Source organism: Arthrobacter sp. AK01 (assembly GCF_021109375.1).
Classification (GTDB): domain Bacteria; phylum Actinomycetota; class Actinomycetes; order Actinomycetales; family Micrococcaceae; genus Arthrobacter.
Genome location: NZ_JAJOHP010000065.1, coordinates 1 through 26,492, shown reverse-complemented (window position 1 = coordinate 26,492; position 26,492 = coordinate 1). Strand labels below are relative to the sequence as shown.

Annotated in this window: 25 protein-coding genes; 9 read left to right on the top strand and 16 right to left on the bottom strand. The window is 62.8% G+C overall.

What is annotated here, in order from left to right; genetic code table 11:
* Nucleotides 1-211: 211 nt before the first annotated feature.
* From LN996_RS18945 to LN996_RS18925, 5 genes are all read right to left on the bottom strand, one after another.
* On the bottom strand, nucleotides 212-1,939 hold the full coding sequence (locus LN996_RS18945; protein WP_231341932.1) for an ABC transporter family substrate-binding protein: 1,728 nt from the start codon (nucleotides 1,937-1,939) through the stop codon (nucleotides 212-214).
* A gap of 79 nt (nucleotides 1,940-2,018) precedes the next feature.
* A complete protein-coding gene (locus LN996_RS18940) occupies nucleotides 2,019-4,178 on the bottom strand; it encodes an ABC transporter ATP-binding protein (protein ID WP_231341931.1) in 2,160 nt (719 codons plus the stop codon).
* Nucleotides 4,175-5,137: an ABC transporter permease gene (locus tag LN996_RS18935; RefSeq protein ID WP_231341930.1), complete on the bottom strand. Its 963-nt coding sequence runs from the start codon at nucleotides 5,135-5,137 to the stop codon at nucleotides 4,175-4,177. Before LN996_RS18935 ends, LN996_RS18940 begins: the two co-directional genes overlap by 4 nt.
* The gene (locus LN996_RS18930; RefSeq protein WP_231341929.1) at nucleotides 5,137-6,120 is read right to left on the bottom strand and encodes an ABC transporter permease; all 984 of its coding nucleotides are present in this window, start codon (nucleotides 6,118-6,120) and stop codon (nucleotides 5,137-5,139) included. The genes LN996_RS18935 and LN996_RS18930 overlap by 1 nt, the downstream gene beginning before the upstream one ends.
* A gap of 328 nt (nucleotides 6,121-6,448) precedes the next feature.
* Nucleotides 6,449-7,054 (bottom strand): TetR/AcrR family transcriptional regulator, encoded by a 606-nt coding sequence (locus tag LN996_RS18925; RefSeq protein ID WP_231341928.1) that lies wholly within the window; start codon nucleotides 7,052-7,054, stop codon nucleotides 6,449-6,451.
* Nucleotides 7,055-7,179: 125 nt separating this feature from the next.
* On the opposite strand from LN996_RS18925, the gene LN996_RS18920 reads away from it, so the two are divergent.
* The 3 genes from LN996_RS18920 to LN996_RS18910 all read left to right on the top strand — a co-directional run bounded on the left by LN996_RS18920 (nucleotide 7,180) and on the right by LN996_RS18910 (nucleotide 9,272).
* Nucleotides 7,180-7,746, top strand: coding sequence for an NAD(P)H-dependent oxidoreductase (locus LN996_RS18920; protein ID WP_231341927.1), 567 nt, complete (start codon nucleotides 7,180-7,182; stop codon nucleotides 7,744-7,746).
* A 192-nt stretch (nucleotides 7,747-7,938) separates the two neighbouring features.
* Complete coding sequence (locus tag LN996_RS18915) at nucleotides 7,939-8,757, top strand: GerMN domain-containing protein (protein WP_231341926.1); 819 nt, start codon at nucleotides 7,939-7,941, stop codon at nucleotides 8,755-8,757.
* A 41-nt stretch (nucleotides 8,758-8,798) separates the two neighbouring features.
* The gene (locus LN996_RS18910) at nucleotides 8,799-9,272 is read left to right on the top strand and encodes a DUF1990 family protein (protein ID WP_231341925.1); all 474 of its coding nucleotides are present in this window, start codon (nucleotides 8,799-8,801) and stop codon (nucleotides 9,270-9,272) included.
* Between the two features lie 5 nt (nucleotides 9,273-9,277).
* On the opposite strand, the gene LN996_RS18905 is transcribed toward LN996_RS18910, so the two are convergent.
* The 3 genes from LN996_RS18905 to LN996_RS18895 all read right to left on the bottom strand — a co-directional run bounded on the left by LN996_RS18905 (nucleotide 9,278) and on the right by LN996_RS18895 (nucleotide 11,765).
* A complete protein-coding gene (locus tag LN996_RS18905; RefSeq protein ID WP_231341924.1) occupies nucleotides 9,278-9,817 on the bottom strand; it encodes a hypothetical protein in 540 nt (179 codons plus the stop codon).
* Nucleotides 9,798-10,829: a hypothetical protein gene (locus tag LN996_RS18900; RefSeq protein ID WP_231341923.1), complete on the bottom strand. Its 1,032-nt coding sequence runs from the start codon at nucleotides 10,827-10,829 to the stop codon at nucleotides 9,798-9,800. Before LN996_RS18900 ends, LN996_RS18905 begins: the two co-directional genes overlap by 20 nt.
* An 87-nt stretch (nucleotides 10,830-10,916) precedes the next feature.
* Nucleotides 10,917-11,765: an isocitrate lyase/phosphoenolpyruvate mutase family protein gene (locus LN996_RS18895; RefSeq protein WP_231341922.1), complete on the bottom strand. Its 849-nt coding sequence runs from the start codon at nucleotides 11,763-11,765 to the stop codon at nucleotides 10,917-10,919.
* Nucleotides 11,766-11,876: 111 nt separating this feature from the next.
* Between LN996_RS18895 and LN996_RS18890 the strand changes: the two genes are divergently transcribed.
* The 3 genes from LN996_RS18890 to LN996_RS18880 all read left to right on the top strand — a co-directional run bounded on the left by LN996_RS18890 (nucleotide 11,877) and on the right by LN996_RS18880 (nucleotide 14,093).
* Nucleotides 11,877-13,184 carry a PLP-dependent aminotransferase family protein gene (locus tag LN996_RS18890; protein WP_231341921.1) on the top strand — a complete coding sequence of 436 codons (1,308 nt, stop codon included), beginning with the start codon at nucleotides 11,877-11,879 and terminating at the stop codon, nucleotides 13,182-13,184.
* A complete protein-coding gene (locus LN996_RS18885) occupies nucleotides 13,181-13,609 on the top strand; it encodes a universal stress protein (protein ID WP_231341920.1) in 429 nt (142 codons plus the stop codon). Before LN996_RS18890 ends, LN996_RS18885 begins: the two co-directional genes overlap by 4 nt.
* Nucleotides 13,610-13,781: 172 nt before the next feature.
* Entirely contained in the window at nucleotides 13,782-14,093 is a 312-nt protein-coding gene (locus LN996_RS18880) for a hypothetical protein (protein ID WP_231341934.1), read from the top strand.
* On the opposite strand, the gene LN996_RS18875 is transcribed toward LN996_RS18880, so the two are convergent.
* Nucleotides 14,090-15,493 (bottom strand): APC family permease, encoded by a 1,404-nt coding sequence (locus LN996_RS18875; protein ID WP_231341919.1) that lies wholly within the window; start codon nucleotides 15,491-15,493, stop codon nucleotides 14,090-14,092. The genes LN996_RS18880 and LN996_RS18875 overlap by 4 nt on opposite strands.
* A gap of 212 nt (nucleotides 15,494-15,705) precedes the next feature.
* Between LN996_RS18875 and LN996_RS18870 the strand changes: the two genes are divergently transcribed.
* Nucleotides 15,706-16,797 carry an amidohydrolase gene (locus tag LN996_RS18870; protein ID WP_231341918.1) on the top strand — a complete coding sequence of 364 codons (1,092 nt, stop codon included), beginning with the start codon at nucleotides 15,706-15,708 and terminating at the stop codon, nucleotides 16,795-16,797.
* A gap of 39 nt (nucleotides 16,798-16,836) precedes the next feature.
* Here the strand turns inward: LN996_RS18870 and LN996_RS18865 are convergent, their stop codons facing one another.
* The 5 genes from LN996_RS18865 to LN996_RS18845 all read right to left on the bottom strand — a co-directional run bounded on the left by LN996_RS18865 (nucleotide 16,837) and on the right by LN996_RS18845 (nucleotide 22,580).
* Nucleotides 16,837-17,433, bottom strand: a complete 597-nt coding sequence (locus LN996_RS18865; RefSeq protein WP_231341933.1) for a phosphatase PAP2 family protein — start codon at nucleotides 17,431-17,433, stop codon at nucleotides 16,837-16,839.
* A 70-nt stretch (nucleotides 17,434-17,503) separates the two neighbouring features.
* Nucleotides 17,504-19,081, bottom strand: a complete 1,578-nt coding sequence (locus LN996_RS18860) for a dihydrolipoamide acetyltransferase family protein (RefSeq protein ID WP_231341917.1) — start codon at nucleotides 19,079-19,081, stop codon at nucleotides 17,504-17,506.
* Nucleotides 19,082-19,136: 55 nt separating this feature from the next.
* The gene (locus tag LN996_RS18855; RefSeq protein WP_159706430.1) at nucleotides 19,137-20,117 is read right to left on the bottom strand and encodes an alpha-ketoacid dehydrogenase subunit beta; all 981 of its coding nucleotides are present in this window, start codon (nucleotides 20,115-20,117) and stop codon (nucleotides 19,137-19,139) included.
* Entirely contained in the window at nucleotides 20,117-21,310 is a 1,194-nt protein-coding gene (gene pdhA, locus LN996_RS18850; protein WP_231341916.1) for a pyruvate dehydrogenase (acetyl-transferring) E1 component subunit alpha, read from the bottom strand. The genes LN996_RS18855 and pdhA overlap by 1 nt, the downstream gene beginning before the upstream one ends.
* A gap of 151 nt (nucleotides 21,311-21,461) precedes the next feature.
* Nucleotides 21,462-22,580 carry a histidinol-phosphate transaminase gene (locus tag LN996_RS18845; protein WP_231341915.1) on the bottom strand — a complete coding sequence of 373 codons (1,119 nt, stop codon included), beginning with the start codon at nucleotides 22,578-22,580 and terminating at the stop codon, nucleotides 21,462-21,464.
* 72 nt (nucleotides 22,581-22,652) lie between these two features.
* On the opposite strand from LN996_RS18845, the gene LN996_RS18840 reads away from it, so the two are divergent.
* Nucleotides 22,653-23,081, top strand: a complete 429-nt coding sequence (locus LN996_RS18840) for a phage holin family protein (protein WP_090824234.1) — start codon at nucleotides 22,653-22,655, stop codon at nucleotides 23,079-23,081.
* 32 nt (nucleotides 23,082-23,113) lie between these two features.
* Here the strand turns inward: LN996_RS18840 and LN996_RS18835 are convergent, their stop codons facing one another.
* Nucleotides 23,114-24,463, bottom strand: coding sequence for a hypothetical protein (locus tag LN996_RS18835; RefSeq protein WP_231341914.1), 1,350 nt, complete (start codon nucleotides 24,461-24,463; stop codon nucleotides 23,114-23,116).
* A complete protein-coding gene (locus tag LN996_RS18830) occupies nucleotides 24,463-24,774 on the bottom strand; it encodes a hypothetical protein (protein ID WP_231341913.1) in 312 nt (103 codons plus the stop codon). Before LN996_RS18830 ends, LN996_RS18835 begins: the two co-directional genes overlap by 1 nt.
* A gap of 166 nt (nucleotides 24,775-24,940) precedes the next feature.
* On the opposite strand from LN996_RS18830, the gene purB reads away from it, so the two are divergent.
* A complete protein-coding gene (gene purB, locus LN996_RS18825) occupies nucleotides 24,941-26,347 on the top strand; it encodes an adenylosuccinate lyase (RefSeq protein ID WP_231341912.1) in 1,407 nt (468 codons plus the stop codon).
* The last annotated feature ends 145 nt before the right edge of the window (nucleotides 26,348-26,492 follow it).

Genomic DNA, 26,492 nt, shown 5'->3' with positions numbered 1-26,492 from the left:
GCTACAGCCGACACCCGCTGCACCACAGACAAAGAACTACGCGAACACATAAAACTGCTCCCCTCAAATCGGAACTGAAATTCTCAGTCCAACTTCAGGGGAGCAGTTCAAAAGGTGAGAGAGCGTGGGGACGGCGAAGGCCGGGAGCCTCTCCGAACCGGTCAACAGGTTCAGGGAAGCTCCCGGCCTTCAGGAACTTACAGCGGGGAGGCTACTTCTTGGCGCCCTTTTCCCAGCCGATGGTGGTCCAGTCAGGAACGTTGGAGAGGCTCTTGAACAGGGACGGGCCGTAGTTGGCCAGGCCTGTGCGCACAAACTGGATCTCCGGGCCGTTCAGCACGGTACCCATGGAGAAGTACTTCTCCATGTGCTTCTTCTCGACGTCCATGGCGGCCTTGTTGCGCTCTTTGTCATCAGCAATGGTTGCCAAGCGCGTGATTTCGGCGTCGAGCTCAGCATCACCCAAGCCGTTTTCGTTAGTGGCGGAGTCGTAGAACTGCTTCACGGCATCAGTGGCATCCGCGCCCACGGTGTAACCGGAGATGGTCACGTCGAACTCGCGTCCGCCGATGACCTTGCCGAAGTCAGCATCACCGCGCTGGTCAATGGACACATCCATACCAGCGGCCTGGAGCTGCTTCTGCAGGGTCTGCGAGGTTGCAGCCGTGGTGGGGTCGTCACCGAAGTTAGTGATCTTGAAGGAGACGGGGACGCCATCCTTCGCCATGATGCCCTTATCGTTGGCCGTGTAACCAGCGTCGGTCAGGACCTTCTTGGCAGCCTCAGTGCCGGTGTCCTTCACAGGGTAGTTGTCCTGGTAGTACTCGGAGAACGGCATCAGCATCATGGAGCCGGAGCTTTCCTCGGACCAGTTCAGGCCGTTGAAGCGGACATCGCGGATCGCTTTGCGGTCGACGGCGGTGAAGATCGCCTGGCGTACTGCGACGTCGGTCAGAGCCGGGCGCTTAGCATTGATGTTGAGACCACCGGCGAACAGGCGCTGACCGCGGCGGACCTCGGAGTTGGTGGTTCCTTCGAGTTGCTTGTAGCGGCCCAGGGTACGGCCGTTGGCTGCGTCGATTTCACCGTTCTTGAACGCAGCGATGGTTGCGCTCGGCTCCATCTGGCGCCAGATGACCTTTTCGAGGACCGGCTTCTGGCCCCACCATTTGTCGTTGGGCACCATGGTGACCGTCTTGGCGGTGGTGTCGTAGTTCTCCACCTTGAAAGGTCCCGCCATCCATTCGGGGTGCATGTTGCCTGCAAACCCCGTGTTGAAGATCTCGGGGGTATTGATGGCCGGGTGGATCAAGCCGAAGAAGAGGCCTTCCAACGGAAAGACCGGCTGGGTAGTGGTGACAATGACTTCTTTGTCGTTGGCACCTGCCTTGACTGAATCGACGAAAGCGTAAGCACCAGCGGTCACGATGTCGATTGACTTGTCTTCACCCTTGAGCATTTTCCAAGTGTTTTCGAACGTCTTGACGTCGATGGGCGTACCATCGTTCCACGTCGCTTTGTCGTTGACCTTGATGGTGATGGTCTGCTTGCCGTCCTTGACTTCGCTCTTGACGTCTTCGCAGAAGTCCTTGTTCGGCTCTGCCTTGCCATCGAAGTCCAGCTTCCAGCAGCCGCCAATGCCACCGCTGTTGATGGAGGCAGTGTTGACGGGAGTCATCAGGGCCGAATTGTCAGCGCTGTTGCCCACATTTGAGAAGCCATTGAAGTCCGGACCAATGCTGCCGACAGCAAGGGTGACCGTGCCACCCGGTTCCAGGTCTTTTGCTTCCTTGGCGTTGACGCTGATCAGCTTGCTGATGTCACCGCCTGCTTCTTCGGCCTTCTGCGAGGCCGGACCCGACGGCGTTCCCCCGCCGCAAGCGGTCAGCATGAGCGTCGCTGCGAGCGCTACGCCGCCGATCGTCGTGTATTTCTTCATGGTTTGCCCTTCATGTTTACGACTGGAATTTCATTTGCGAGTTGAGACCAGGGATTCATTTCAAATGCGTCATATGTCGTCAGGCATGCACCACCAGCATGTCGGCATCTATCTCTCCGTCCGGGAAGAAGCATGCGAAGTCCTGCGCGCCTTCCTTCTCAGAAGCCAGTGGCGGCTCCAGAGTAAGGCACTTCTCCTGCTTCGCGGCAGGTAGCGCGGCGAACACAGGACAACGCGTGGCGAAATTGCATCCCTTGGGCGCATCCAACGGGCTGGGAAGGTCACCCTGCAGGATGATGCGTTCGCGGGTGCGCTCCAGGTTGGGGTCCGGCACCGGGATGGCGGACAGCAGGGCCCTGGTGTAGGGGTGGCGTGGGTTGTCGAAGACGTCGTCCACGTCGCCGGTTTCCACGATCTTGCCCAGGTACATCACGGCCACACGGTCTGAAATGTGGCGGACCACCGAAAGGTCGTGGGCCACCATCAGGTAACTCAGCCCCAGTTCGGCCCGGAGCTTGTCCAGCAGGTTGATGACCCCTGCTTGGACGGAGACGTCCAAGGCAGAGACCGGTTCGTCCAGGACCACGAGCTTGGGATTGACCGCGAGCGCCCGGGCAATGCCGATACGCTGACGCTGGCCGCCGGAGAATTGGTTGGGGAAGCGGTTCACGTGGTCCGGCTGCAGGCCCACCAGCTTCATGAGTTCCATGATGCGTTTCTTGATGGCGGCCTTGGGCATCCCCAAGTTCTCAAGGGGTTCCGCCAGGACTTCATACACGGTGAAACGCGGATCCAAGGCGCCTGTGGGGTCCTGGAACACCATCTGCATTTCCTTGCGCATGGCCATCTTGGTCTTGTGATCCGTGGCCACCTTGTTGCTGACGCCGCCGATGATCACTTCGCCCACCTGGTCCGGGTGGAATTCCATAATCTCCAGGAGCGTGGTGGTCTTGCCGCAGCCGGACTCACCCACGATGGAGACACACTCACCCTCGCGGATATCGAAGCTCAGGCCGTCCACGGCCTTGACCGTGCCGATCCGCCGCTTGATCAGCGCACCCTTGAGCAAGGGGAAGTGCTTTTTCACGTCCTTGAGTTCCAGGACCTTGTCGCGCTCGACGCGGGCAACGCCGTCGAACTTTGAGATGGGCTTGGGCGGCGCGTGGAAGATCCTGTGGGCGTCAGCGTCGTTGGACAGCTCCTGCGACTTGATGCACGCTGCCTTATGCCCCAGCGTCTGGCCCTCAACACCGGGCACGGGTAACAGCTCCGGCTCGCCATGCAGGCAGGCGTCGCTGACCAGGGGGCAACGGGCCGCGAACGAGCAGCCCGTCACCGGCAGGGCGAGGTTGGGCGGAGTCCCTTCAATGGGAACCAAGGACTGCTTGGTGGCCGTGTCTACTCGCGGAACCGCGCCGAGGAGGCCCAGCGTGTACGGCATCCGCGGGTTGTAGTAGATGTCCTCCACCGTGCCGGTTTCCACGGGCTTGCCCGCGTACATGACCATGATGTCGTCGGCCATGCCGGCAACGACGCCGAGGTCGTGCGTGATCATGACGACGGCGGCGCCGGTCTCCTCCTGCGCGGTGTGCAGGACTTCCAGCACCTGCGCCTGGATGGTGACGTCGAGCGCCGTCGTGGGTTCATCGGCGATGAGTACCCGCGGATCGTTGGCGATGGCGATGGCGATCATGACGCGCTGGCGCATGCCGCCGGAAAATTCGTGCGGGAAAGCCTTCAGCCTGTCCTTGGGGCTCGGGATACCCACCATGCGCAAGAGGTCGACGGCGCGGGCTTCTTTGGCCTGCTTGCTCATGGTCTGATTGTGGACGGTCAGTGCCTCGATGATCTGGGTGCCCACCGTGTAGACGGGGGTGAGCGAGGACAGTGGGTCCTGGAACACCATGGCGATGTCGTTGCCGCGGTGCTTGCACATGGCTTTGTCGCTGAGGCCCAGGAGTTCCTTGCCTTTGAAGCGCACCGAGCCGGTGATGTCCGCAGTTTCCGGGAGGAGCCCCATGATGGCCATGGACGTCACGGACTTACCGGAGCCGGATTCCCCCACGATGCCCAGGGTCTTGCCTGGCATGAGGTCGAAGTCCACTCCACGGACGGCGTGGACCACGCCGTTTTCGGAGTTGAAGCGCACGTTCAGGTCGCGGACGCTGAGGACAGCGTCGCCGGGTGCGTAGAGTCCGGCGTCGCGGAGGCGCTCGGCGGGTGTGGTGTTGGTGCTCATTTGTTGGTCTTCTTTGCGGTCTTGGTCTTCGCCCGGCCAATGGAGCTGGAGCTGGGGTCGAAGGCGTCACGGAGGCCGTCGTTCATCATGGCCAGCGAGCCGGTCAGCAGGAACATGACAGTCAGCGGTACCCAGAACATCCACGGGAAGGAGGACACCTGGCCCGTGGCCTGCCCAATGAGGACGCCGAGGCTGACGTCCGGGAGCTTAATGCCGATGCCGATGAAGGAGAAGGCGACTTCGGCAAGGATTGCCCCGGTGATGCCACGGGTGAAGTCGAGGACCAGCAACGAGCCGATGTTGGGAACCAGGTGACGCCAGACGATACGCCGGGACGGGACGCCCATGTACTTGGCGGCCTTGACGTAGTCGCGCTGCATCAGGGACATGGACAGCGAGCGCACCAGGCGGGCGGTGCCCATCCAGCTGAAGAACAGCAGGACGATCACCAGCAGGAGCCAGCTGGGAAGGTCCTTCAGGCCACCGCTTCCGCTGGTTGCCACGGCCACCACCAGGATGGCGGGCATCATGATGAGTGCTTCGAGGATGAACAGCATGGTGGCGTCCACCTTGCCCCCGAAGAACGCCATGGTGCAGCCATACACGGCGGAGATCAGCACGGACAAGCCGCCCACGATCAGGCCGATGAGAATGGAGGTCCGAGTGCCGTCCACTATGAGTGCCATGAGGTCGATGCCAGCCTGCGTGGTACCGAGCAAGTGGTCCGGTGACGGCGGCATGCCGATGTTCAGAGGATCAAGAGTGTCCTTGTCCCACGGCGTGAGGAAGCCGCCAAAGATGGAGAAGAGGAACAACGCTACGAAAACGAACAGACCGGCGACGGCGGTCCGGTTCCGCATGAAGCGACGGAAGATAATCCGGGACTTCCCAATGACGACGTCCTGGTCAGCTACCCTGGCCTCGTCGATTTCCGCGATGGGATCGATGATGTTGGTCATTACTGGACCCTCACTCGCGGATCGACCAGCGTGGTGGCGAAGTCGGCAAGGATCGCGCCGATCGCGAAGATCACCGAGCCGTAGGCCAGCGTGGCCGTGGCCACGTTGACGTCCTGCAGGCCAATCGACTGGATACTCCACAGGCCGATGCCCGGCCAGGCGAAGATGGCCTCGGCGAAGAAGCCGCCCGTGAAGATTGCCGGGATGGTGAACGCGATGCTTTGCGCCACTGGGATGAAGGAGACGCGCAGCGCGTGCTTCCTGATCGCCTGGTTCCGGGTCAGCCCCTTGGCCCGGGCAGTGCGGACAAAATCGGCGTTGACGTTGTCAAGCAAGTACTGCCGCTGGGCGATCTGGTAGCCCGCCCAACCGAAGATGGTCATGGCGAAGGTGGGCACGGCGTAGTGGGCCACAAGATCAACGAACGCGGGCCAGCCTGGCTCAATTCCCGGCGTCGAAATTCCTGTGACGAAGAAGATGCGCTCGCCTACGGCCTCATTGACGCTGATGGCACCCAGCTGCACCAGGAAGTAGGCGATGGGTGCCGGGAGGATGTGGACCAGGTAGCTGTAGGACGTGATGACACGGTCCTGGAACTTGTACTGGCGTGCGGCGGAATAGACGCCGAGGGCGACGCCGATGACCAGCGTCAGGATGATCGAAGCAATGAACAGCCGGGTGGAAACCAGCACGCGGTCGGCGAATTCGGCGTTGACGAACGCGCCGTTCGGGCTGCGGCCCCAGTCCCAGCGGGTGATGATGCCACCGAGCCAGTGGATGTAGCGTTCCCAAGGGTTCAAGTCCGGGTCCAAGCCCAGTCCACGGAAAGACGCAGCTACCTGTTCAGGGGTTGGCCGCGGAATTTTCTCTTGCTCGAGAACTGCGGGCTTGAGCGTTGAGACTGCCAGGAAGTAGCCGGCACTTGTGGTCAGGAAGATCATGATCAGGTAGATGCCCGACCGCTTCATCAGATATTTCAGCATGTCGGGTGGCTGCCCCGAATCGTGGCAAAACTCAATGCTCGTCCTTCCGCGGTTCCCGGCTGTGGCCGGCGTCAGCTACGAATTGGCGCAGCGGGTTGTTGGGTCCCCCGCACCCCTTCAGTGATCACCAGCCCTGTATGGCATGCGTCACATTCAAGAGGAAACTACCACAATAACTGCTTCACGTTTTGCTTCGCTGCCCTCAGTTTCGCGCCTGCAGCCAGATTGTTATGTGCAGACTGCGTCACGCTTCCGACCCTGGAGACACTGATACGCCCATGGCGGCCGCGATGGGGGCGCTAACAGGTTCGGCGGGAGGGCTGCGGCGCTAGGCCGTCCGCAGGAGGCGCGTGATCAGCTCGCGCCAGGAGTCGGTCAGGCGTGTGGGTGAAATGCCTCGAACGCGGACGTCGTCCACTATCCGCTCGGGATCCAGCGCGTAGGTGAGTGACATCGCCATGACCCAAGGGTCGGCGATACCACCCTCCCGAAGCAGGACTTCCATGTGGCGATGCGAGAGCTTGGTGGCCGGAACGTCGAACCTGTTGCGCGTGGCAGCACCCGCGGCCTTCAGGAGTTCACCATTTTCAAGGACGAAATAGATCCGGCCTTCTCCAAACGCCATCAGCCGCTCGAGGGGCGGTGCGCCCGGACCCAAGGGTGGTGGACCGAACATGAAGCCGTGCTGGAACTCAGACTCAGAATCGCTCAAGAGAGTCATCATGAGCCCCGCCCTGCTGCCAAAGCGGCGGAACACGGTCCCTTTGCCCACGTGGGCCTTGCAGGCGAGTGCATCCATGGTCAGCGCTTCGGCGCCGAACTCAGCCACCAAGTCCCGGGCAGCGTTGAGTAAGCGCTCACGATTCCTCGCTGCGTCACTGCGCTCGTGCGGCGCACCAAGGGGCACGTCCGGCCGGATTGGGATCGAGCTCACAGAAATATTCTAGACCCCGGGAATAGAAAGCGGACCGTGGTCCGTTTAGTATCGGTGAAGGCTCCACAGCCCAGTTACCGCAGGTCCGGTTCCGCGAGGGACTGGGCCAGACACAAGGAGACACCATGTCCAAGAGCACAGTTCTTACCCTCGTCGGCAGCCTGCGCGCCGATTCCCACAACAAGAAGCTCGCCGAAGCCATCCAGCTGAACGCACCCGAGAACGTCGACGTGCAAATCCACGGCTCACTGGGCACCATCCCCTTCTACAACGAAGACATCGACGTCGAAGGCCAGGTCCCCGCCGAAGCTGCCGCCCTCCGCGCTGCAGCAGCCGAAGCCGACACGATCCTGTTGGTCACCCCCGAGCACAACGGCACCATGCCCGCATCGCTGAAGAACGCCATTGACTGGCTGTCCCGCCCGTTCGGCGCCGGCGCCCTCTCCGGCAAGCCGACCGCCGTCGTCGGAACCGCTTTTGGCCAGTTCGGTGGCGTGTGGGCGCAGGACGAAGCCCGCAAGGCTGTGGGCATCGCCGGCGCCAAGGTCCTGGAAGATGTCAAGCTGGCTGTCCCGGGTTCCATGATCCGCTTCGCTGAACTGCACCCGAAGGACGACGCCGAGGTTGTTGAGCAGATCAAGGGCATCTTCGAGCCCCTGACGGCCGTCCAGGAAGAAGAAGCGGCCGCCTAGTCTCTTCGCTTCTGATGCCCCTGTTCCGCAGCTTGCGGGACGGGGGCATTTGCCTTCCCACGCGTCGCCGGACCGCTGCCGGCTTCAGCGTGATCAACTCTTGTCCGAACCGTCACCGTAGCGGCATGTTGCGCTGCGCCCATGCGTCCTAACGTTGGAGGTACAGGTGGACGGACAGGAGCGCGGGCTGTCATGCATGCCGGACGGGGATTCACAAGTACGACGGCGATCGCCGCTGCCTGCCTCGTCTTCAGCCTGGGGGTGGCTGGCTGTACATCGATTCCGGCCAGTCCCGAAGGCGCAGGGCCCGCAAGTGCCCGTCCTTTGCCGACGGTTTCCGTGACTGCTTCGGCCAGCATGACGCCCATAGTTTCCACGCCTGGCACTCCGTCTGTTGCCGTACCCGCCGCACCTCCCTCGACCGCCTCAGTTTCCTCGGCCCCCTCACCAACGCCGACGCGGTCCCCTCCCAGCGCTCCGGCAGCCATCCCCGCGCCTCCTTCGGCCTCTCCAACTGAGCCAGGTTCCGCCGTCGAGCCTTCCCCCGAACCGGGCACCAGCGCGCCCGAACCTTCACCAACCGCCACCGTGGTCCCCGTGGATGCAGACACCTCGGGGCCGGCGGTCTACTACGTGGCAATCGACGACGGCGGCTCCCGCGGCGTGCGCTTCGGCTGCAACGACAGCCTGGTTCCGGTCCGCGGCGTGGCTGTGCCCGGCGATCCCCTGACCGTTGCTCTGGGAAGACTGCTGGAAGCCGGAATGCCCGTGGACAGTGATGCCGCACTCTACGACGCACTGGCAGGTTCCTCGTTGCGCTACTTGTCCGGCTACATGAGCGGGGCCACCGTAGTGGTGAACCTCAGCGGATCATTGAGGCCCGGAGGGGTGTGCGACATTCCGCGCATCCAAGCGCAACTGACGCACACCATCGTGTCGGCCAGCGGAGCGTCGCGGGCCGAGATCTACGTCAACGGCCGGACATTGACCGAGGCCTTGAGCGTGCGGTGAGCATAGGCTTGGGGGACATCTTGATGGGGGGGAAACGCTGCATGACCAGTCCTGAACTTCACGTGTGGCCACGGTTTGATGGCGGGTACCGCCGCTCGGACGTGTGTGCCGTGGTGGGTCATGGTGATGAGGTCTGGGAGCGCGCCACGGAGCAGGTGCTCCGCTGGGGTGTGAAGACCGCGAGCGGGTTCTCCGTCAATTCACCGGAGCCCGTGTCTGCCGGCGATCGGGTGCTGGTCACAGCGCATTTTCTGGGCTTTCGGGTGCTGGAACCGGTGGAAGTTGTGGCCGTCGTGCAAGAGCCGGACAGGGTGGGATTCGCGTACCGCACCCTGCCGGGGCACCCTGTTTCAGGCGAAGAAGCGTTCATCGTGCACCGCAATGGGGAGCAGGTGAGCTTGACCATCCGTTCGCTGACAGCGCCGGCGCCGCAGCAGCCGTGGAGAGTGCTCTACCCGGCTCTCCTGGTGCTGCAGAAGGTGGTGCGGCGTAGGTACCTCCGGACGCTGCGCTGATTCCTTCACGCCGTTGCTATCGCCAGCACCCTCCGCAGGGCCCACGCCACGCGCAACAAGGCAAGGACAGAAGCGAAGGCCAGCACGAACACCACGGCTTCGGGAATCCATAGTCCCGTGGCGGCGCCTCCTTCGAGGACAACCGTGACCAAGGCGGCAACCACCAGAAGGCCAAGACCCGGGATGGCGAACAGGAATACCTCACCGATCTGGCGGCGGTGGGCTGCTGACAGCTTCTCCAACGGTAGTTCCCGCTGGCCCGGCGCTGCCTTCTTGCCGAGCACGTTAATGAGCATGGAAACACTCGTGAGGGTCAACCCTGCCGTGGCACCGGCCAAGGTGGCCAGAGTCTGGAAGAGGGTTCGCCGGGCTCCGGCATCAACACCTTCCAGCATCAGCGGCTGACGCGCCAACAACCCGATCCCCAGCCAGATCACAACAGCGAGAACCGCCCAAAGGAAGTCGGCTGTGGGGTGCAGCAGGAACCAGCGCCACAGGGTCCGGCGACGCCCTGTGTGCTGGAGATCAACCTCGTACAAGCTCATGTCCCGCACCGCCCTGGGCTTCCTCATCACGCCTTGTGGCGGCCACTAGTGCTTCCCGCACGGCGGCCATTCCGCCCGCGACGATGTCCGGTACCAGGCTGGCGTCAGCCGAGCCTTTGACGTCCGGCAAGGTCCGCGCGAAAAATTCCTCGTTGTCCCTGGCCTGCTTGTTGAGGATGGCGATGGCCTCGGCCACCGACTTCTGCGGATCGTTGAATACGTCCGGGTCAACCTCGATATGCGAAATGAACCGCTCCTTGAGCAAATCCACCACCTCACGATCGCCGGTCAGCGAGTCCTTGCCCTCCGCCACGACGTAGTCAAAGTGCTCCACGGACCCTGCCCTGCGGAAGAGGTCGATGAGTTGTTGAATGCGGTCCCGGATCCGCTGCTTGTCCTCCGCTTTTCCGGACCGGCCAACGCTGAGGGAAATGCGAAACGTTCCCTCGTTCATGAGGCGGGAGGCACTGTCCAGGACGTCGGCCCATTCGCCTTCCATCAGCTTCCCCGACAGGCGCTCTGCTGGAAGGGCGAACTCGAAACGGCTCACTTCAAGCCGGGTGAGGATTTCCTCGATGTCCTCCCTCACCACCGGAACAAGGCTTGGTTCCAGTCCCAGCATTCCGCCAAGGTACTCCGCCATCCGTGAGGCCCGGGGACCGTTGCCGCTGGTGAGTACCGCGATGACGTTCCTCTTCAGGAACGCGAAATACGTGGTCTCCAGCAGGTGGTCGCCCGGAGCCAGTGGCAGGGGTTTCCGTCGACCAAGGGCGTCACCGACACTGGGCAGGTTGGTGTCCCGGACCCGGTCAAGCAGAATCACGGGATGCGGCGAAGATGCCACTGCCTGGGCGAGCAACACCGTTCCGTCCACGCTGGTGAAATGCCGGTCCGTCGCCGCATCCTGGGCTTTCTTCAGGACCTCTGCCACCCGTCGCGCTGGAAATGGACGGCTGAGCTCGTCACCGTTCAGCTGTTCCATGCGCCAGAACTGCACACTACGCCGTGCCATGGAGCCTCCCCTCGTCTTCCACATGACCAAAGCTACCGGCGGGGTCCGACAATAAAGGCGGGTGCCGCCGTCGTACCTTCCGCCGCTTCAGAGGCTGTATTTGGGCCCCTCTGCGAAGAGGGCGTCCATCTCGTCGTGACTCCGCGTGCCGGCGAGGCCGGCCCAGTTGCCGTCCCCGAGGATCTCCTTGGCTACCCGCGCAACCTTGGCGTAGGCCGCTTTGGCGGTGCTGCCTCCGATGCTGACGCGACGCACGCCGGCGTCGTGCAGTTCAAGCGGCGACGGGGCACCCACACCCGCCAACGCGTTGAGTGGCGCCGGAATCCGGTTGGACAACTCGTGGAGGACATGCAGATCCACGACTCCGGGCACGAAAACTCCGTCAGCGCCGGCAGTGAGGTAAGACTCGGCACGCCGCAGCGTCTCGTCATATGCAGCGTCCGGGAAGCGGCCGGAGAGGTAAGTGTCCGTGCGTGCATTGATGAACAGCGGGATCCCGCGATCATCGGCCGCGGCGCGGATGAGGGCAATCCTGCGCGACTGTTCGCCGATCCCGGTGAGCGGTTCGGCGCCGGAGTCTTCAATATTGATCCCAACAGCGCCCGCGTCCAGGACGGCATGGACGGTGGCCCGGAGCTCGTCGTCGGTCCGCCCGTACCCGGTCTCGATGTCCGCGGTCACGGGCAGGGTGGTGGCGCCGACCACCCGCCCCAAGGCTGCCATCGCCAACCCCCACGGCACGTGATCCTCATCCCGGAACCCCAGGCTCCAGGAGACGGCCGAACTTGAGGTAGCAATCGCCGTCGCCCCTGCATCCTGGACCACGCGGGCGGAAGCCGCGTCCCATACATTCACGAGCACCAGGGGCGTAGGCCCGGCGTCGTGGAGTTTGTGGAACTGTTCGGCCTTGGTCACGGATCCCCGGTGCGCTGTCATAGCTACATTCCAGCCCTTCCGGATCGCGGCGTAAAGCGTGACCTGCGAAACTGGGGCAGATTCGAAAACAACTGTTGCCTCATTAGCAACATCGAGGAGTATCCTGTGACTGTGACCCACGAAACATTGGATGCCGGCGCAACGCTGCCCGCTGAAGCCATCGACGCCATTGAGCGGGCCGCCACGGCCGCCCACCCGCACGAGGAACTTTTCTCCGAGCGGGCCGCCAATATCAAGCAATCCGCTGTCCGCGACGTCTTCGACATCTCGATGCGGCCAGGCCTTGTATCGCTCGCAGGCGGCAACCCGTATCTGCAGTCGCTGCCGCTGGACAAACTCGGCCAGACCGCCGCCCGCATCATCGCCGAAGAGGGAATGACTGCCCTGCAGTACGGCGGCGGCCAGGGCACCGAAGAGCTCCGCAGGCAGATCTGCGACATCATGGCCGCCGAGGGAATCACCGATGCCCTTCCCGAGAATGTGGTGATCACTGCCGGGTCCCAGTCGGCCCAGGACGTGGCCACCAAGGTCTTCTGCAACCCTGGGGACGTTGTCCTGGTGGAGAACCCCACCTACGTAGGCGCCCTGAATACGTTCGAGGCGTACCAGGTACAGGTGGAACCGATCGAAATGGACGACGACGGCCTGGTGCCGGAGCTTCTGGAGGCCCGGATCGCGGCGCTCCAGTCAGAGGGCAAGAACATCAAGTTCCTCTACACCATCCCCAACTTCAACAATCCCTCCGGAATCACGCTGGCGGAGGACCGCAGGCAGCGGATCGTAGATATATGCCGCGACGCGAATATTATTGTGCTGGAGGATAACCCGTACGGACTCCTGCGCTTCGACGGTCGCCCGATCGCCCCCATGCGCGCGGCCAACCCGGGCGATGTGATCTATCTTGGCTCCTTCTCCAAGATCTTCGCACCCGGGCTCCGGATCGGCTGGGCACTTGTTCCGGCCCACTTGCAGCGGCGTTTCTACCTCGCATCCGAGGCCGTGACGCTCTGCCCGCCGCCGCTGAACCAAATGCTCGTCTCGGCATATCTCCGCGAGTACGACTGGCAAGGCCAGATCGACACCTACCGTGAGCTCTATGCAGAACGCTGCAAGGCACTGCTCTCCGCACTGGACGCGTACATGCCGGACGGCCTGACCTGGACGCGGCCGGATGGCGGGTTCTTCGTGTGGGTCACCCTGCCCGAAGGAGTAGACACCTACCCGCTGCTCGCGAAGGCCATCGACGCCGGTGTGGTCTTCATCCCCGGTGCGGCCTTCTCCCCCGCTGACGGACCCTCAAACAAGCTCCGCCTCGCGTTTAGTGCCGTTCCCCCGGATACGATTGCCGAAGGCGTCCGCCGCTTGGCACCAGTTTTGGCAGAAGCCATCACAGCCACCAATGAAGGAGCAGCACAATGACCGGAGTTGTGATTGTCGGAGTAGACGGCAGCGAGACGGCGATGAGGGCAGCCCAGGCTGCCCAGCAACTGGCGATTGGCCTCGGAGCCAACCTGCGCGTGGTCAGTGCTTTCGACAGCAACCGCACTGAGGTGGTCGAGATCGGCACCGATAAGTGGATCGTTTCCGACGCCGCCGAAGCTGAAGCAGTGGCCCGCACCGTGGCTGAACGGCTGACGGATGACCGCTTGGAAGTCACCTACTCAGCTGCCCGCGGCAAGCCGGGCGAAGCCTTGGTTAAGGAAGCAGAAATGCAGGACGCGCGCCTGATCGTTGTAGGCAACCGTCGCATGCAAGGCCTGGGCCGGGTGCTGGGCAGTGTGGCCAACACCGTTGCCCACACCGCCCCTTGCGATGTCTACATTGCCAAGACCGACCAGCCGTAAAGTGAGCTGAATCACTCCGCCGGGTGGGGAGACTCACCCGGCGTTTGGCGTATTTTGGGACTGCCTTCAATCCCAACCGTTATAAAATCGAGATGCCCCCAATGGCGTGCGCCACCATCCACTTCTCGATTTCAGGGGAATTTTCTTGCTTACCTTGCAGCCGCGCCAACGCGTGGGCCACGACATCCTCCTTGCCCGCCACGGCAACAACATCAGCACCATGCGGTACGACCGCAGCAACGATCGCATCATCGCGATGCTGGATGACGGCTCCTGGGACAGCGCCCCCAACATGATCTCCCCCAGCCTCGAGATGCCCGAGACCTTCGGCAGCGTCTTCCGCAAGGACTGGCGTTTCCTCTCCGTGGCCTGCGTTGCCATGGTCACCGTGGCCGCCATTGCCATGGGCATCAGCGTTGAAATGGCCAACAACATGTCGACGACGGAACTTCAGGCGCTGCTGGTCAGTTACCCGGCGTTCTAGCGGCTGCCCGCCACCTCGGGAGACTGCGCGGCCCCATCGACGCGCGTGCCGTCGTCGAAGTTCAGTCCGACGTGGCCTCCCGCTTTCCGGCGGCGCACGAAGAAGATCGCCAAGCCCACGGTAAGCCACGCGGCTCCCAGCAGGTACGTGAACCAAGCGAGCGACGTCCAGAGCCATCCGATGGACGCAAACCCGAGCAGGGGCAGGACCAGATTCCGCAGGGTCCCCTTCGCTCCCCTCTTCCGCAGCTCGAAGAACAGCACCTTGATGGTTGCCAGGTTCACCACTGCGAAGGCGATCAAAGCCCCGAAGTTGATCATGTACACGGCTTGCTCCAATGTAATGAACAGGGCAACCAGGGATATTGCCGATACCAGCAAGGCGGCAACGTACGGCGTCCGGAAGCGGGGCTGGAGTTTCGCGAGTCCGCCGGGCAGGATTCGGTCCCGTCCCATTGCATAGATGACGCGGCTGACACTCATCTGGGCTGCGGTACCGCAGAGAACCAAGCCAGCGAGGTTGACCACCACGAACACCACCATCAGCACGTCTCCGCCAGCACGCTGCATGAGCTCCGTGCCCGCAGCGTCGAGGTTTTCGATTGATCTCCAGTCCGGTGCAATGACGCTACCCGCCACGGAAAAGAGTGTGTAGCCCAAACCGGCGAAGAGCGTGGACAGGATGATGCCGCGCGGCACGTCCCTTTTGGGGTTTCTCGTTTCCTCGGACAAAGTGGAGACGCCGTCGAATCCCAGGAACGCGAAGGCGACAATGGCCGCCGCGGCCATGACCGGCGCTATGCCGCCGTCGCCCAAGGTTAGCGGACGGATGATGCTCTGGACCGAAAGGTCCGGGGCGTTGAGTACTGCCAGAACAACGAAAACAAGGATGACCAGCACCGATGCGGCCACCACCACGAAGTTCATCTTCTTGATCCAGGCAACGCCGATCACGCTGAAAAGCCCCACCACCAGAAGACACACCAAGACTGCCAGCTGAGGCGGTATGCCGGGCAGCAAACTGTTGAGGTAGAGGCCAAACAGCAGGAAGTTCACCATGGGCAGGAATACGTAATCCAGCATCATGGCCCACCCCACAAGGAAGCCCACCGGCTTGCCGAAGGCGCGGGAAGCGTACGCATACGCGCCGCCGGTCACCGGAACGTGGCGTGCCATCTGGCCGTAACTGTGGGCCGTGAACAGCATTGCGATCAGGGCCGCCATGTAGGCGGCCGGCAGATGCCCGTCGCTGATCTCGGTCCCGGCGCCGTACACCGCCACCACGGACAGAATGCCCATGGAGGTCAGGCCGAAGGCGACCAGTGACGGCAAGCCAAGGACACGCTTGAGGGTAGGCCCTGATGCAGGAGCCTCCGGTGCGCTGGTTGGGGTGGTGTGCATGGCGTTCTCCTCGATGCGATCCGCATCACATAAATGAATGTTGTTCATTAGATTAGGCGAGGGCGTCGCTCATGTACAGGTTTTGGTATGCCAAATCTAGAATCTAATGAGATTGATGCTGACATAGGCGCCTATAGGTGCCGTGTAGCATTCCTTGGAACTCAACGTTTATGGATTTTGGTATACCGTAGTGGTTCACGAGAGGACCCTCAATGACTGCACCCGAAATGCCGGCGAAGGCTCATGGCCACGGGCCCGGAGGGCATCCTCCCTTGCTGACGCCAGGGTTCGTGGACGCACACATCCATCCGGACAAGACCACCTGGGGCGGCCGGTGGTTGTCCCGCCCACATGCTCATACGCTGGCGGAGCTCATCGGGAACGACCTGAAGGCGCAGCTTTCGTTTCCCGATGATGTTGAGGAGCGCGCCTACTCACTCATGAGGCAAGCCGTTGTCAACGGGACCATGTCCATGCGGGCGCACGTGGACGTAGGCACGCAAATCGGCCTCAAGAATATCCACGGAGTCAGGGCAGCTGCTGAGCGGCTGGCCCCTTACCTCGACGTCCAGATCGTGGCTTTCCCGCAATTCGGGTTGCTGAGCAATCCCGGCACGCGGGACCTCATGGAGGCCGCACTGTCGGAAGGGGCCGACCTGGTGGGCGGCATCGACCCTGCGACGCTGGACGGAGACCTCCACGGCCATCTGGACGCCGTCTTCGGAATCGCGAACAAGCATGGCAGGGACCTGGACATCCACCTCCACGATGGGGGCACGGAAGGACTGGCCCAGCTGCGTGCGGTCGCGCAGCGTACCTTGGCGGAGGGCATGCAGGGGCGTGTCACGATCGGGCACGCCTTCGCACTCTGCGATACCGCCCACCCGGAGCTTGGGGCCACCCTGGACGCAATGGCGGAGGCCGGGATGTGGATGGCGACATGTGCCCTCGGTGCAGATCCCGTCCCCACGCTGGATCTCATGGAGAGCCATGGGGTCAAGGTTGCCCTCGGATCAGACGGTGTCCGCGATGCTTGGTCACCCTACGGCACGGGCAGCATGATGGACCGTGCACACCTCCTGGGTTACCGCACCGGCGCCTTGACCGATGCAGAACTCGAACGCTGTTTCCGGATCGCTACCACCGCCGGGGCAGAACTCGTCGGATCGGCAGCGGTGATCGGCTTCTCCGACGCCGGGTCCGATGATCGACTGGAATTCGCAGCCGCTTCAATCCCTGAGTTGGTGGTGGACAGGCCTGCCCCGCTGCGGGTTGTCCGGAACGGGCGAACGGTGACCCTTTAGGCGGTGACCGGTGAGGCGGTGCCCCTTAAGGCTCAGTGCCTAGAGCATCCACTCCCGCAGGAGCCACCACAATCCTGCGATCACCACTCCGCCGAACAGCGAGCCCACGATGACTTGGCCCAGGGTGTGGGCACGCAGGACCAAACGAGACCAGCCCACTGCAGGTACCAGGAGCAGCACCGGCAGCCAGGCTGGTCCAAACATCGAAATGACAATGACGGCGGCCGCAGCAAGGGCAGACGCGTGCCCGCTCATCTTCCAGAAGGCACTCACCACCGCCAAGACGGCGATGCCTCCGATGAGAGCGATGATCATCACCGAAACGCTCGCCGGTCCATCCAGCAGCTGCAACACCATCAGCCCGACCACCACTGACACCAGGGCCATCAACAGCAACGCTGGCCTTTGGCGCCGGTCGCTGACATGGTGGTCCGTGATCCTGCCCAATTTGACCATTACCAATACGTACGCCAGTGGCAGGACACAGACGAACAGGGCCGCAAGCAGTCCGAACCACATTGTCCCCGGGAAACCCGGTTCGATTGCAGGGCTGATCAACAACAGCACCAACACGACAATTGGCGGTTGGAACACTTCCGTCAGCACACGGGCAACCGTGCGCCAGGGCCCCGTCACCAGCTGAGGAGGCAGGTGGCCGGTTTCCGGCGCCTCCAATCCGGAAAAGGTTGGGGCAGCAGCTTTCCGGTCAGTCAAGCAACAGCGCCGGTTCTTCGAGAATCGCCGCAACGTCGGCCATGAATCGCGCCGACAGATCGCCGTCCACCACGCGGTGGTCGAATGAGCCGCCAAGCGTGGTGATCCACCGCGGAATAACTTCGCCATCCAGAACCCAGGGCTTCTGCTTGATGGTTCCAAACGCGATGATGGCAACTTCGCCCGGGTTGATGATGGGTGTTCCGGTGTCAATGCCCAGGGCGCCGATGTTGGTGATGGTCAGGCTTCCGCCCTGCATCTCAGCAGGCTGCGTCTTCCCCGCGCGGGCTTTGGTGGCCAACTCGTTGAGCGCCAGGGCCAATTCCTTGAGCGAAAGGTCTTGGGCGTCCTTGATATTCGGGACCATGAGTCCCCGCGGGGTTGCAGCGGCGATACCCAGATTCATATAGTGCTTGACCTGGATCTCGGCGTTTCCGTTCCCGTCGGCATCATCCACCCAGGTGGCGTTGACGCTGGGGTTGCGGGCCGCAGCCCAGATCACGGCCTTGGCCAGGATGAGCAGGGGCGAGACCTTGATGCCTTCGAAGTCGCGGGAAACCTTGAGGCGCTTGACGAACTCCATGGTGCGGCTGGCGTCCACATCCACGAAAATGCTGACGTGGGGAGCCGAGAAGGCTGAATCCACCATGGCCTTGGCCGTGGCCTTGCGGACGCCCTTGACCGGCATGCGCTCCACGCGCTGGTCCTGCGGCTTCTTGGACGCACCCCAGAAAGAATCCGCCTGATCGTGCTCGGCGTCGCGCTGTGCCTGGTAGCTCACCAGGTCTTCGCGGGTCACCTCGCCGCGCTGCCCCGTTGCCACCACATCGGCGAGGTCGATTCCGAGGTCGCGGGCAAACTTGCGCACGGGAGGCTTGGCGAGAACCTTGTTGACCAGGCCGCTGATGGTGCCAGTAATCGCTGCGCCGCGGGATGCTGCCGTCTGCCCGACAGAAGATTGCGGGGTCTGCTGTTGTGGGGCAGGAACCTGGGTGGACGGGGCCTGGAGGACCGGCGCCGGGGCGACGGGCTCGACGGCGGCGCGTGCCGGCGTCGTACGATGCGAGACCGGGGATTCGGCTGCTTTGGCGGCCAGTACGGCTTGGTTGTCCTGGACCGTGCCTTCGGCGTTCTCGGCGACGGCAGCTGCCTCAACCGAGCCCGCCGGACGCTTGCGCGCACGGCGTTTGACGGCGTCGGCCTTGGGTCCTGAACCTACCAGCGGACCGCCGGCCGGACGGTTATCGTCGTCGTCGGCCGGGAGCTTGCCGTAGAGGGGCATCTCGACGGCCGGTGACTCAGGGGCAACTGGCGTCCCTTCACCCTCCTGGCCTTCGGAAACAGCGATGATCGCCGTGCCGACCTCAACCGTGATGCCTTCATCGACGAGCAGCTCCGTGACGGTGCCCGCAAAGGGCGAGGGCAGCTCTACGAGCGACTTGGCCGTCTCGATCTCGCACAAGACATCGTTAATGGCAACGACGTCGCCCGGCTTGACCTTCCAAGCCACTACCTCGGCCTCGGTCAGGCCCTCGCCAACGTCCGGCAGGTTGAATTTCTTTACAGTCACAGTGGTCCTCGATTTCCGGTTACCAGGCCGCGAAGCCCGGCAGGATCAGGGCGGTTTAGTAGGCCAGGGAGCGGTCGAGCGCTTCGAGGATCTTGTCGATGTCCGGCAAGTAATCCTCTTCCACCTTGGCAACGGGATAAGGCATATGGAACCCGCCCACACGGATCACGGGAGCTTCCAGGTGAAGGAACGCCCGCTCGCTGATACGCGCTGCGATCTCGCCTCCAATACCTCCAAAGGTGGGGGCCTCGTGGGCAACGATCAAGCGCCCGGTCTTCTTGACCGAAGCTTCCACGGTGTCGAAGTCCAGTGGTGAGATGGAGCGGAGGTCGATGACCTCGATGCTTCGCCCGTCCTCCGTCGCAGCGTTGGCGGCCGCAAGCGCAACCGGCACCAACGGTCCGTAGGCCACAATCGTGGCGTCGGTACCTTCACGGACAACGTGCGCCTTGAACGGATCCTCCGAAAGGCCGGCGTTCTCGACATCCACCTCGCCCTTGAGCCAGTAGCGGCGCTTGGGTTCGAAGAAGATCACCGGATCCTGGCACTCAATGGCCTTTTGGATCATCCAGTAGGCATCGTGGGCATTTGAAGGCGAGATGATGCGCAGGCCGGCGGTGTGGGCGAACAGCGCTTCGGGGGACTCCGAGTGGTGCTCGATCGAGCCGATGCCTCCGCCATACGGAATGCGAATGACCACAGGAACGGTGAGCTTGCCGAGGCTGCGGGAGTGGATCTTGGCCAGCTGCGTGGTGATCTGGTTGAAGGCTGGATAGACAAAGCCATCGAACTGGATTTCGCACACCGGCGAGTACCCGCGCAGGGCCAGCCCGATTGCCGTGCCAACAATGCCCGACTCTGCCAACGGAGTGTCCACGACGCGTTCGTCGCCGAACTCCTTGATGAGGCCGTCGGTGACACGGTAAACGCCGCCCAGGTGTCCGATGTCCTCACCCATGAGCAGGGATTTGGGATTGCTCGTCAGTGATGCGCGGAGACCCTCATTGATGGCCTTCGCAATGGTCATGGTTGCCATCAGTTAGCTGTCTCCTCGTCGCTTTCGAAGCCTGCCGAATATTCCTCGAACCAGGCCAGTTCCTCCGCTATCAGCGGGTGTTGTTCCGCGTAGACGCTGGCGAAGGCATCCCGGATGTCCGGAACTTCAAGGCCATGCGTGGTGCTGCGGACGTACTTGGCCAGCTCATCGCCGTCGGCCTTCACTTGGTCGAAGAAGGCCTCGTCTGCAAGCCCCTCGGCGCGCAGGTATTTCTCCAAGCGGTCCAGCGGATCCTTTTCGCGCCAGGCAGCTTCCTCGGCAGACTCCCTGTACTTGGTGGGGTCGTCGGCGGTGGTGTGCGCGCCCACCCGGTAGGTGTAGGCCTCGATCAGCACCGGCCCGCGACCCTCGCGCGCATGCTCCAAGGCCCACTCGGTGACGGCGTGGACGGCGATGACATCATTGCCGTCCACCCGGATTCCGGGGAACCCGTACCCTTTTGCACGATTGGCCAGTGGAACCTTCGTCTGCACTTCGGTGGGCACCGAGATGGCCCAGTGGTTGTTCTGGCAGAAGAACACCACTGGTGCGTCGTAGGACGCAGCGAAAACCATGGATTCGTGGACATCGCCTTCGGAGCTGGCGCCATCGCCGAAGTAGGCAATGACGGCGGCCTTGGGGTCGTTCGAGTCCGTGGCGGCCGCGAGCTTCTGGTCCCGCTGGATACCCATGGCATAACCCACTGCGTGGAGTGTCTGCGCCGCGAGGACCAAAGTGTAAAGGTGGAAGTTGTTCTCGCGGGGGTCCCAGCCACCGTTGGACACACCGCGGAACTGCTTGAGCAGCTCGGCGAGGTCCACGTTGCGGACCAGCGCGACACCGTGTTCGCGGTAGGTGGGGAAGATGTAGTCCTGGGGTTGGCTTGCATGGCCGGACCCGATCTGAGCAGCCTCCTGGCCGGTCAGCGGGACCCACAGTGCCAGCTCACCCTGGCGTTGCAGGGCAGTGGCCTCTTGGTCGAACCGACGGATCCTGGCCATGTCCGTGTAGAAAACACGCAGCTTCTCAGGGTCGATCCGCTTGGCGTAGTCCGAGAAGACGGGGTCGGTACCCAGCTTTCCGTCGGGGCCTAGCAACTGAACCATTTCCACCGGTTCGCCTGGCGCGGCTGCTGCCGCGGAGGTTGCCGCGAGAGTTTCTTCCGTCCCGGGGGGCAGTTGTGTCGAGCCCATTCCGTCTCCTTGCTTGCCGCGGCGGGAGCGCCGGGCAATGTCTGTCGCTGGGATATATGCCCGTTCCGGAATGCATTCCGGAACGGGCATACTTTTGGCTTTCGTCCCTTACTTTATCGGCAGTAAGTAAGGTTGGCGCATTTGTTAACCGCTAGGAACCCAGCGGTGCATTTGTATAACCTGCACAGAGTTTCAAGAATCGGCTGTTGGCCTCGACCTCTCCGATACTCACCCTGACACCTTCGTTTGCGAATGCCCGCACGGACAAGGCCTGCTCAGCTGCCAGCGCCGCAAACTCGCCACTGTGCTCGCCGAGATTCAGCCAAACAAAGTTGCCCTGGGCTTCGGGAACAAACCAACCAAGTTCCCGCAGGCCAGCAGTAACCCGATCCCGCTCATTCACCAGGCTTTGTACCCTTTCCACAACCTGATCGAAATTCTCGATAGAGGTAACGGCGGCGCGTTCCGCTATTTGGGAAACGGCAAAGGGAGTGGCCGTGACCCTCAGGTGCTGGGTGAGCAAGGGCCCGGAGACACTGTACCCAACCCGCAAACCGGCCAAGCCATGGGCCTTGGAGAAGGTCCGCAGAACCACGACATTGGGATAGTTGCGGTAAAGCTTGATCCCATCCACCGCGTCCGCATCCCGCACGAATTCCTGGTACGCCTCATCAATGACCACCACCACGTTGGGCGGTACCGATTGGATGAAGCGCTCCGTTTCCTCTGCCGTCAGGATTGGACCGGTGGGGTTGTTTGGGGTGCACAGGAGGATGACCTTGGTGCGCACCGTGACGGCCGACGCCATGGTCTCAAGATCGTGGCGTCCGTCAGCCAGCAAAGGGATTTGGACACTGGCTGCACCGGCGAGACCGACGCAGATGGGGTATGCCTCGAAAGAACGCCAGGCGTAGATAACCTCGTCCTGCTTGCCGTCGTCGTTCTGCCCGGCGAACGTTGCGAGGATCTGGTTCAGGGCTCCGAGGCTGCCCGCACCGGTGACGACATCGTCAGCGGGGACATCCAGGAAACCGGCCAGCGAGTTCCGCAGCTTGGTAGCGAGGGGATCGGGGTAGCGGTTGATATCGGACTGGTCAGCGATTGCCTGCAACACTGCAGGAATCGGAGGCAGCGGGTTCTCGTTGGACGACAATTTGTAGCTGGTGAGGCCCTCGATCGCAACAGGGGGTTTACCTGCCGCGTACTTGGGGAGCCTGTCCACGACCGGACGAGGGAGTACGCCCTCCGGTGCGTTGTCAGTAGTAGTCATGGCTTCAAGCCTACTTGCCTGCTGAGGGCTAATGCTGAGCCGATTAACAGGTCCGTGTGAAACCATGGGGCCATGGGTTCATTCATCATTCGCGTCCTGATTAACGGGCTTGCCCTCTGGGTGGCAACTTGGCTGCTGCAAGGCATGGATATCACCACCACGGCAACCGAGAAGGCCGCCACCAACGCGGGACTCACCCAAGGCGCAGACACTGCCGGCATAGTTCTCGCGTACCTCTTCATCGGGCTGATCTTCGGTGTAGTGAACGCCTTCGTCCGCCCCTTGGTCAGGCTGCTGTCGCTCCCGGTGACCATCCTGACGCTTGGCCTTTTCACGATCGTCATCAACGCCGCGATGCTGTACCTGACCGCATGGCTGAGTACATTCACACCGGTCCACCTCACCCTGGACTCCTTCTTCTGGACGGCCATCCTGGCCTCGATCATCATCAGCATTATTTCGATGGTGGCTGGACTCATCCCTGGCGCCCGCAAGCGCTAGCAGCAGGCATTCGTCCTCCGCAGCTTGAAGCACTACCGAGTCCCAGCGCCCTTCTTCGTGTCCCGGACCGTTGGAAGTGAATCAGGCTGCACCGCGGACAGCCGGACTGGCGTGGGCGCCCTTTCCAGCTTGAACCGCGTCACCTTGGCCATCCCGCCCGCACCCACAACGCCCGCGAACACGGAAGTCGAAGCGGCCAGCGACTCGTCCTGGCTCGCCTCTACCAGCTCTGCTCCTGCCGCGTAGTTCCCCTGGTCATGTCCCGGCCCCAGGCCAGGGTCTTCCCCCTCGGGTGTCCTGACCTCGTCGGTCAGGGTCACAGTCACCCTGTCCTTTGTGTCGGGATTTATCCGGCCATCGGCTCCCGGGACCCAGTCCTGAACGTGTTCCAAGTGGAGTGAACTGATGCCGGGCTCCGCTGTGATGCCACCGACAGGAGCTCCAGCGGTCAGCACGTACTTAAGGTCGAACTCATTGAGGAAAGCCTTGTTCCGACTGAGATTCATGGCGTGAACGCCGCCCTGGCTATGCCCCACTGCCACCACTGGATCCCCGGCCGCAGCACCCGCCTCATGGAGCGCTTGGCCAACGGCAGGCACGACCTCTTCCGAGTCGTAGCCCAGCGCCTCGCCGATTCCTTGGATGTCAAGGGGATTTGTCGTGGGTGACGAGGGTTGGGTTCCCGGAATGAGGACCATCCATGAGGACGATCCGTTGTTATCGAAGTGAATGACCTCAATTTCGCCGTCGTTCCGTGCATGCAGCCTCTCGAGACGCCGCAGGCTTTCTCCCATGGAGGGTTCCACGTACTCAACCGATTCGTTGGTCTTCCCGATACTCACCGGTCTTGGCCGCATTTCCGGACGTAGTGGCGATTCCAGAATGCCTCGAATGACGCCGCGTGAACCCGCCCAGAAGGGAAGGACCATGGTGGCGAGATTGTGCGCGACTTCGCGGCTCGGGGGCAAAATCGACGTGGTCAACCTCATCTCGTCCAGAGTCAGGACCCGCGGAAGAACGTTTTTGGCCTCCGTCTCCACATAGTCCCGGTGGCTGGCCCGCACGCTTGCGCTGACGTCCACCAACTCCTGGCGCACGCGCCCCACTTCCTTCCGGCTCTCTGCCACCGCGTTGATGGCGTTGCAGCCAGTCTCGTAGGAGTCGTAGAGGAACGGTTCCAACTCATCCTGAACCCGACGTGCTTCTGCCTCGACATCCAGGAGTTGCTGGACCGCGTCATCAAGGACGCTGGCGCCCCTCAGCAGTTCCTCAAGCTGGAACGACATCCCTGCGACCCCGCCCCGGATCGCCAGGATCCCGTCCGGAGCCGGGGGCAGCGGCAGGGGCGCTTCGCCGGCGCCAACAGGAGCTGCGTCGGACATCAGGGACCCCTCTTGCCCGTGACGGACACGCTTTGGGAGTGACGGAGCACCACGGCAACTGCGGAATCCAACGACTCCCGGGCACGCATCAGCGCCGAAGCGTGCAAGGCGATAGTGGTCCGGTAAGCACGTCCCGCGGGCGAGAGCCAGTGGTCCATCTGCGCCCGCCGCAGGGAGGCAAGGACGGTGTCCGCTTGGTCCACGCACGTTTTGATGCGCCAAGCGAGCCGCTGAACTTCATGGCTTCGGGAAGCACACTCCAGGGGGTCGAAAGTGGGCGGGTTGGCTGCAGGCATCAAGCCGACGCTCATGTCCGGGTACTCCATCGATTGTTCTGCTGATCGGTAGGCTCGACGCTACGGAGCGGCAGAGCGCAGCGGAAGCGCGGCCGTCGCGTATGTGGATAACCAGAGGGTCGTCCACATAGCGGCCGTCACCGACTCGGGCACCATGGCGGAACATGAAAGAATAGGCACCATGGCTGAATCCCCTCGCGTGTCCCTCGCTTCCGAACCTCTCGCCCTTGGCGCCCTCGACGGCCGCTACCGTGCCGCCGTCGCACCCCTCGTGGACTACTTGTCCGAGGCTGCCCTCAACCGCGATCGCGTTCACGTTGAAGTCGAGTGGCTCATCCACCTGACCAGCCAGTCCGTCCTGCCCGGCGCCGGCCCGCTGTCCGATGAGCAAATCGCACAGCTGCGAGCCATCGTCACCGATTTCAATGCCGCATCGGTCAACGAACTCGCCGAGATCGAAGCCGTCACGGTCCACGACGTCAAGGCTGTTGAGTACTACATCGGCCGTCGCCTGCCGGCCATTGGCATCGAGAACCTGACGGCCATGGTGCACTTCGGCTGCACGTCAGAGGACATCAACAACCTCTCCTACGCCGTAGGCATCAAGGGTGCTGTCGAGGACGTGTGGCTTCCCAACGCCGCTGCCCTCGTCCAGCAGATCGAAGCCATGGCGGAAGAAAACCGCTCTGTACCGATGCTCTCCCGCACGCACGGCCAGCCCGCCACCCCCACCACGCTCGGCAAGGAACTGGCTGTCATCGCGCACCGCCTTAACCGCCAGCTGGCACGTATCGCCAAGACCGAATTCCTGGGCAAGATCAACGGCGCCACGGGCACCTACGCAGCGCACGTAGCGTCCGTGCCGAGCGCTGACTGGGAAGCCGTCGCCAAGACGTTCGTGGAAGGCCTGGGCCTCACGTGGAACCCGCTCACCACGCAGATCGAGAGCCACGACTGGCAGGCCGAGCTCTACGCCGACATCGCGCGCTTCAACCGCATCCTGCACAACGTCTGCACGGACATCTGGAGTTACATCTCCATCGGATACTTCCGCCAGATTCCGGTTGCCGGCGCCACGGGTTCTTCCACCATGCCGCACAAGGTCAACCCCATCCGCTTTGAAAACGCGGAGGCCAACCTTGAGATCTCCAACGGCCTCCTGGATACCCTGGGCGCCACGCTGGTCACCTCCCGCTGGCAGCGCGACCTGACGGATTCCTCCTCGCAGCGCAACATCGGCGTCGCCTTCGGCCACTCGCTGTTGGCCATTTCCAATGTCGCCAAGGGCCTGAAAGCCCTTGATGTCGCCGAGGAAGTCCTCGCCGGCGACCTCGACACCAACTGGGAAGTATTGGGCGAAGCCATCCAGATGGTCATGCGCGCCGAGGCAATCGCCGGTGTCGAAGGCATGGAAAACCCGTACGAACGCCTCAAGGACCTCACGCGCGGCCAGCGCGTAGACGGCGCCCGCATGCAGGAATTCGTGCAGGGCCTCGGCCTCTCCGCTGACGCCGAAGCTCGCCTGCTCGCTTTGACCCCGGGTAAGTACACGGGCATCGCTGACAAGCTCGTGGATCACCTGCAGTAATTCAGAACGTTCGACGACGGCGGGGCCGGGGGGGGGGGCTCCGGCCCCCCGCGGGGGGTTGGGGGGGGGGGGGGGGGGGGGGTTTTAGCCCCCGCGCAGGCCAACCATCAGTTGGGTGAGGTCGGGGACAGCCGGTGGGGGGGTG